This is a genomic window from Frankia sp. CoBUL1 (genome assembly GCF_978021245.1).
In genome coordinates this window covers 1-7,338 of record NZ_CDXDOS010000173.1, presented here as the reverse complement: position 1 = coordinate 7,338, position 7,338 = coordinate 1, and the positions used below count along the sequence as shown (strand labels likewise).

The window sequence follows — 7,338 nt, the reverse complement described above, 5'->3', positions numbered from 1 at the left end:
AGGGACCATCTTGCGGCTGCCGGGACCTTGCCGCACGCGCGGTGGAACGCACGGGCGGCTGAACGGTCTGGCTCAGGGTCGGTGAGAGGCCGGCGACCCAGCCGTGAGCCGCCCCTGCCAGCCGGGCCGCGGGCCACCAGATGTTGGCAGGGGCCGGCCTGCCGCGTGCTACGCGCGGACGAGCAGGCTTACTGGGAAGTCGCGTAGCAGCCGGAGCACGTAGGCGGTGCCGCCGTCATGTTTGCGGCCGGTGAGCACGTCCGTCCAGCGTCCCTCGGGTAGGGGGATGGTGGTGTCCCGCCAGCCGCCGCCGCGGCGCAGGCCGAGGACGAGGCGGGGCACCACGGTGACGACGGACTCGGACCGGCTGAAGGCAACGACGTTCTCCGCGGCCGAGCCGGAGGCCCACAGCGGCCGGTAGATCGCGTCCGCCCCGAACCATTCGGGATGGTCGCGGCGGGTCCGTAGCGCCCGGGCGACGACGAGCAGCTTCGCCGCGCCGGAGTCGTCGAGGGTCGGCGGGCGCCGCGGCGCACCGGTCTCGGCGGTCGACTCCACACCGATCTCGGCGAGCAGCTTGGTGCGGTCACCGTAGTTGACCGCCCGCCGGTTGTCCGGATCGACGAGGGAGAGATCCCACAGCTCCTGGCCCTGGTACACGTCCGCCACCCCTGGCATGGTCAGCTGGAGCAGCTTCTGGGCCAGCGAGTTCTGCCGGCCCAGCTCCACCAGCGTGGCGACGTACCGCTCCAGGATGCCGACGAACTCGTCGTCCTCCAGCACTGACTCGATGTAGTTCGTCAGGGCCGCCTCGTAGCCGGGGTCCTGGTCGGTCCAGCTCGTGTGGGTCTTCGCTTCCCGGACGGCCTTGAGCATGTACTGCGTGGCCCGGTCGGCGGGCAGCGGCCAGGCGCCGACCAGGGTCTGCAGCAGGAAGTAGACGGTGACCCGGTCGGGCCAGCCCTGCTCGGTGTCGCGGTGGCGTTCCCCGAGCCGCGCGAGCCTGCCGGCCACCTCGGCCCAGCCGCGGGGGTCCTCAGACAGCACCGCGAGCCGGGCCCGCACATCCTCCGACCGCTTGGTGTCATGCGTGGACAGGGTGGTCATCGTCAGTGGCCAGTTTCGCTGGACCGACAGGTTCGCCTCGTGGAACTCGGTGACGGCGCTGCGTGGGTGCCCGGTCGTGAACGCCGGGAAGCGGCCGGGGTTGCCGCCGACCTCGTTCAGGGCCAGCAACCGGGCATACCGGTAGAAGGCGGTGTCCTCGATGCCCTTGGCCATCACCGGCCCACAGGTCTGCTGGAACCGGACGACGAACTCGGCCGGTCCGCCCAGCGCCAGGTCCTCGATAAGATCGACCTCGGTCGCCCGCCCCGGCAGGTGGGACCGGGCCTGCTCGCAGGCGCGGACCACGTGCCCGCGGGCCTCCAGGCTCGGCGTGCCGTCCGGGCGGATGTAGGCCCGGTAGACGTCGAAGGCGGCGAGGATCTCGCACATCGCCTCGTGCAGACCGGTTCGGGTGAGGTCGGCCCGGGCCTCCCTGGCCTCCCCGAGCGCGAGGCTCGTCAGCCGGTCCACCTCGGGCTGGAGCACGCCCGCGAGGACGTCGAGCTTGGCGGCCCGCGCCTCGGCCTCGTAGTCGGGGTCCGCACGGGTGATCTCGCCGTAGAGCACCGCGAGGGGGTGACCCGCCATCGGGTCGAGAAACAGCCGGGTCAGCCGGCCGATCCCCTCGTAGCCGGTGGTGCCGTCGCAGGCCCAGGTGTCCGGCAGCGCCTCGTCATCCTCCAGGATCTTCTCGACGACGGTCCACACCCCGCCGGTGGCCTCCGACAGCCGGCGCAGGTAATCTTCCGGGTCCGCGAGCCCATCCGGATGGTCGATGCGCAGCCCGTCGAAGGTCCCCGCGCGGACCTGTTCGATGAGAATCCGGTGCGTGGCGGCGAACACGTCCGGGTCCTCCTGGCGCAGCGCGGCCAGGGTCGTGATATCGAAGAACCGCCGGTAGTTCAGCTCGGTCGCGGCGACCCGCCACCAGCACAGCCGGTAGAACTGCGCGTCGAGGGTCGCGGCGACGTCGTCGGGGTTGGCGGTGCCCGCGGCGACGGGCAGCACGTGGTCGTAGTAGACGACGACCCAGTCGCCGTCCTCGTCCTGTTCGACGGAGATCTCCCCGGCAGCCAGGCAGTCGGCGAGCCCGGCGCCCAGGATCGGCACCAACACCCGGCCGGGGTCGTCGGGGGAGGCCCAGTCGATGTCGAACCAGCTGGCGTAGGGGGATTCGGGTCCCTCGCGCAGCACCGACCACCAGGCCGCGTTCGTCGTTTCCGGGGCGATCGCCATGTGGTTGGGGACGACGTCGACGATCAGGCCGAGTCCCGCCTTGCGGCACGCGGCGACGAGCCGGCGCAGCCCGCCGGCCCCCCCCAGCTCGGGATTGATCTGCCCGTGCTCGACGACGTCGTAGCCGTGGGTCGAGCCGGGCGCGGCCTCCAGCACGGGCGAGAGGTACAGGTGGGAGACGCCGAGCGTGGCCAGGTAGGGGACGACGACCGCCGCATCGGTGAGGGAGAAGTCCAGATTGAGCTGGAGCCGGTAGGTGGCGGTCGGTACCACCCGGTCGGCGCCGTACCCCCCGTCCGGGTGCGTCGGGTCAGCTGACACGGCGCAGCACGACGGTCGAGCGGGCGTCGAGTCCGATGGGATCGCCGGCCTTCACGGCCCTTCCCATGCTCGCGGGATCGAGGGCCGAGTGGAGCAGCGCGGTGTCGCTGAGCCGGGCGTCGACCTCGGCCGTCGACGCCCGGGTGTCGACGACGATCTCCCACGAACTGCCGAAACTGGTCGCCGGCGCCTGGAACCCGACCGGTTCGTGGTGGGCATTGAAGAACAGCAGGAACGAGTCGTCGATGATGGCCTGGCCCAGCGCGTCGGGGTCCGGTATCCCCTCACCGTTGAGGTAGACGCCGAGTGATCGCGCCGTCCCGGACTCCCAGTCGCTGTCGGACATCTCCGTGCCGTCCGGGCGGAGCCAGGCGATGTCCTTGACGGCGGGGTCGTCGCCGGAGAGCCCGTCGCCGGAGCGCCCGCCGCTGCCGTCCGCGTCCTGGCCGCCCGCCTGCCCGCCGGTGACCGCCTCGGCCGCGCCGTGCGTCGTGCCGCCCTGCCCGCGCAGCGACTTGCCCTGGAAGAACCGGCGGCGGCGGAAGATCGGATGATCATGGCGCAGCCTTGACAGCATGCCGGTGAACTCGATCAGGTCGGCGTTGCGCTCGGCGTCGGACCAGTCCAGCCAGGAGATCGGGTTGTCCTGGCAGTACGCGTTGTTGTTGCCCTGCTGGGTGCGTCCCATCTCGTCTCCGGCGACCAGCATCGGCACCCCCTGGGACAGCAACAGCGTCGTCAGCAGGTTACGGGTCTGCGCGGCGCGCAGGGACAGGACGGTCGGGTCGTCGGTGGGCCCTTCGACTCCGCAGTTCCACGACCGGTTGTCGTCGGAACCATCCCGATTGTCCTCGCCGTTGGCTTCGTTGTGTTTTTCGTTGTAGGAGACCAGGTCGTGCAGGGTGAACCCGTCGTGCGCGGTGATGAAGTTGATCGATGCCCACGGCCGGCGCCCGCTGTTCTCGTACAGGTCGCTCGATCCGGTCAGCCGGGAGGCGAACTCGGCGATCCCGTGGTCCTGCCCGCGCCAGAAGCCGCGGACGGTGTCGCGGTATTTACCGTTCCACTCGGTCCACAGTGGGGGGAAGTTCCCCACCTGGTAACCGCCCTCGCCGAGGTCCCACGGTTCCGCGATCAGCTTGACCTGGGAGACCACCGGATCCTGCTGGACGAGGTCGAAGAACGATGACAGCCGGTCGACGTCGTAGAACTCCCGGGCCAGGGTCGCCGCGAGATCGAACCGGAACCCGTCCACGTGCATGTCGGTGACCCAGTAACGCAGCGAGTCCATGATCAGTTGTAGCACGTGTGGGTGTCGTACCCGCAGGCTGTTGCCGGTGCCCGTGTAGTCCATGTAGTACTGGGGACGGTTGTCCACGAGCCGGTAGTAGGCGCTGTTGTCGATGCCGCGGAAGCACAGCATCGGACCCATGTGGTTGCCCTCGGCGGTGTGGTTGTAGACGACGTCGAGGATCACCTCGATCCCGGCCTCGTGCAGGTTCTTGACCATTCCCTTGAACTCCTGCACCTGGCGGCCGTGGCCGCCGGAGGCGGAGTAGCCGCTGTGCGGCGCCAGGAACGCGATGGAGTTGTAGCCCCAGTAGTTGCGCAGCCCGCGGCTGACCAGATGCTCGTCATGGACGAACTGGTGCACCGGCAGCAGCTCGATCGCGGTCACGCCGAGCTTGCGATAGTGGTCGATCATCACCGGGTGGGCGACTCCCGCGTAGGTCCCGCGGTACTCCTCCGGCAGGCCGGGATGGTTCTTGGTCAGCCCCCGGACATGCGCCTCGTAGATCACCGACTCGTTGTAGGGCCGGCGTGGCGGGCGGTCCCCGTTCCAGTCGAAGAACGGGCTGATTACCACCGACTTCATCATGTGGGGACCGGAGTCGGAGTCGTTGACGCTGTCGGGGTCGCCGAAGGTGTAGGGGAACACCGCCTGGTCCCAGGCGACCTCCCCGTCGACCGCCTTCGCGTACGGGTCGAGGAGGAGCTTGGTGGGGTTGCAGCGCAGCCCTCGGGCGGGGTCGTAGGACCCGTGGACCCGATAGCCGTAGCGCTGGCCCGGTCCCACGGTGGGAAGGTAGGCGTGCCAGACGAAGGCGTCCCGTTCCCGCAGGTCGATCCGCTCCTCGTTGCCCGCGTCGTCGAACAGGCACAGCTGGACCCGGTCGGCGACCTCGGAGAAGATCGCGAAATTTGTGCCCGATCCGTCGTATGTGGCGCCCAGGGGATAGGGGCTGCCGGGCCATACCTGTGACATACGACCGAAGCCTACGGGCCGAACGGTATTCGCGGGCCGGGGTCGCTTCATCCCGGGTTCGCGGCGCCTGCGATCCTTGAAGATTCTTTGATCGCCTGCTGAACGCCGCAGTCTATCATGGAGTCATGTCCGACGGGACGATCTGGATCGTCATCGCCGGCGCCCTGGTCGTCGGCGAACTACTGACGCTGGACCTGACGCTGGCGATGTTCGCGCTGGCCGCGCTCATCGGGGCCGGTGTCGCGCTGCTCGGCGTCGATCTGGTCTGGCAGATCGTCGCCTTCGTGGTCGCGGCGGGTGGATTCGGGCTGGGGCTGCGTCCGGTGGCGAAGCGTCAGCTGCAACGTACGCCGCCCCTGCTCACGGGTACCGACGCGCTCGTCGGAGAGCGCGCGATGGTGGTGGAGCGGGTCGACGGCGGCGGGGGTCGCGTGAAGATCAAAGGAGAGATCTGGTCGGCCCGGTCCTACCCCACCACCACCGTGCTCGAGGCCGGCAGCGAGGCGCGGGTGCTGCGCATCGATGGTGCCACCGCCATCGTCCACAGTTTCGAGCTCTGACGACCGGGGCCCCGGCGCCCCCGGCGATGCCAGTGGATGTGACAGCGCCGGCATCGGGCCGGCAGGCCTTCAACCGGCCGGCATCGGGACGGCCGGCATCGGGACGGCCGGCATCGGGACGGCCGGCATCGGGACGGCCGGCATCGGGACGGCCGACATCGAGGGGGCTGACAGTGAGGGGTACGCCATGGCAGGAGTGATCGCCGCCGCGATGATCGCGGTGGTCCTACTGATTTTTCTGGTCCGGGCGGTGCGCATCGTGCCGCAGGCGCGCGCGATGGTCATCGAACGGCTGGGCCGGTATCACCGCACGCTGACGCCGGGCCTCGCGATCCTGGTCCCGGTTGTCGACCGGGTGCGTGACCGCATCGACCTTCGGGAGCAGGTGGTCAGCTTCCCGCCGCAGCCGGTGATCACCGAGGACAACCTGGTGGTCGGGATCGACACGGTGATCTATTTCCAGGTCACCGACCCGCGGGCGGCGACCTACGAGATCGCGAACGTGATCCGGGCGATCGAGCAGCTGACCGTCACCACTCTGCGCAACGTGATCGGTGGGATGAACCTGGAGGCGACTCTCACCTCGCGGGACCAGATCAACGGGCAGCTGCGCGGCGTGCTCGACGAGGCCACCGGAAGGTGGGGAATCCGGGTCAACCGGGTGGAGCTCAAGGCCATCGATCCGCCGAAGTCCATCCAGGACTCGATGGAGAAGCAGATGCGGGCCGAGCGGGACCGCCGGGCCGCGATCCTGACCGCGGAAGGCGTCAAGCAGAGCGAGATCCTGCGGGCCGAGGGGGAGAAGCAGGCCGCGATCCTGCGGGCCGAGGGGGAGCGGGAGGCGCAGATCCTCACCGCTCAGGGCGAGGCCCAGGCGATCGACACCGTCTTCCGGGCGATCCACGAGGGTGACGCGGACCAGAAACTGCTAGCCTACCAGTATCTGCAGACGCTGCCGCGGATCGCCCAGGGGCAGGCGAGCAAGTTGTGGATCGTGCCCAGCGAGCTGACCACCGCCCTCGGCGGCCTCGGCGGCCTGTTCGGCGGTGCGGACCAGGCGGACAAGACCGTCGGGGCCCGTCCCGCGCCCTCCGAGGGTCCGTCCGCGGGACCTCCGTCAACCGGTTCGTAACTCCCGGGTCTACCGGTCCGGCGGCTCGTCGGTCCGGCGGCTCGTCGGCCGTCGTCGCCTGATCTTTTCGGGTGACCCGCCTCCTCGGATGACCTGCCCGATCGGCTCATCCCGAGCCCGTCACCAATGGTTGGTGCGGACAAGACTTCCGGCCATTTAGTGATACTTCAGGAGGAGGTAGGGCTAGTCCGCTGAGCCGGACCATGGGACGATTCACTCAGCCGAACGGGGGCGGGTCGACGGGCGCAGGGGAAGGCGTTCCTCGTCGACGGAGGTCCCGCGTGGTCGCAATGTCCCCGACAGCTCGTGAGCTGTCATCCGGCTCGTCGTCCTTCGCCGTGCCGGGCAAGCTGGCGGTTCTCGCCTGTCCGCCGGCGCTGTGCCCGCACCTGGAGTTCACCGTGTCCGGCGTTCTGTCGTCGCCAGTGTCGTTGACCTGGACGGCGCAGCCCGGCATGCCCGGATTTCTCTTCGCCGGGCTGGAGTGGCGGGCGTCGCCTGCTACCGCGGGGCGGGTGGCTGGCGCGCTGCGCCGGCTCGGGCATGTCACGTTCGAGACCGTCGAGGGACCCTCACCAGGGTGTGACGCCGAGCGGTACTCCTACACCCCCGATCTAGCGGGAGTTTCCTAGATAAGTTGATCTTTGGAGTCCGTTGAGCTGGCCGGTGGCTGGTTCAGGACGGTCTGAGATGAGGATTTCCGGTGTGGGCTGGGT

The 7,338-nt window shown here is 69.4% G+C and carries 4 protein-coding genes and 1 pseudogene; 3 read left to right on the top strand and 2 right to left on the bottom strand.

Annotated elements, in window-relative coordinates; genetic code table 11:
• Nucleotides 1-168 precede the first annotated feature (168 nt).
• Together treY and glgX are read right to left on the bottom strand one after the other, a co-directional pair.
• Entirely contained in the window at nt 169-2,664 is a 2,496-nt protein-coding gene (gene treY, locus AC08OX_RS12705; protein ID WP_476608012.1) for a malto-oligosyltrehalose synthase, read from the bottom strand.
• Complete coding sequence (gene glgX, locus AC08OX_RS12700; RefSeq protein ID WP_476608011.1) at nt 2,654-4,930, bottom strand: glycogen debranching protein GlgX; 2,277 nt, start codon at nt 4,928-4,930, stop codon at nt 2,654-2,656. The genes treY and glgX overlap by 11 nt, the downstream gene beginning before the upstream one ends.
• A gap of 125 nt (nt 4,931-5,055) precedes the next feature.
• Here glgX and AC08OX_RS12695 point away from each other — a divergent pair, with 125 nt between their 5' ends.
• The 3 genes and pseudogenes from AC08OX_RS12695 to AC08OX_RS12685 form a co-directional block, all read left to right on the top strand.
• A complete protein-coding gene (locus tag AC08OX_RS12695) occupies nt 5,056-5,490 on the top strand; it encodes an NfeD family protein (RefSeq protein WP_476608010.1) in 435 nt (144 codons plus the stop codon).
• Between the two features lie 187 nt (nt 5,491-5,677).
• A complete protein-coding gene (locus AC08OX_RS12690) occupies nt 5,678-6,622 on the top strand; it encodes an SPFH domain-containing protein (RefSeq protein WP_476608009.1) in 945 nt (314 codons plus the stop codon).
• Between the two features lie 290 nt (nt 6,623-6,912).
• Nucleotides 6,913-7,239: pseudogene (locus AC08OX_RS12685) on the top strand (DUF3145 family protein); the annotation flags it as partial.
• Nucleotides 7,240-7,338 lie beyond the last annotated feature (99 nt).

Coding starts and splice junctions, on each gene's coding strand:
- glgX (WP_476608011.1), bottom strand. CDS start 4,930: ATGTCACAGGTATGGCCCGGCAGCCCCTATCCCCTGGGCGCCACATAC.
- AC08OX_RS12695 (WP_476608010.1), top strand. CDS start 5,056: ATGTCCGACGGGACGATCTGGATCGTCATCGCCGGCGCCCTGGTCGTC.
- AC08OX_RS12690 (WP_476608009.1), top strand. CDS start 5,678: ATGGCAGGAGTGATCGCCGCCGCGATGATCGCGGTGGTCCTACTGATT.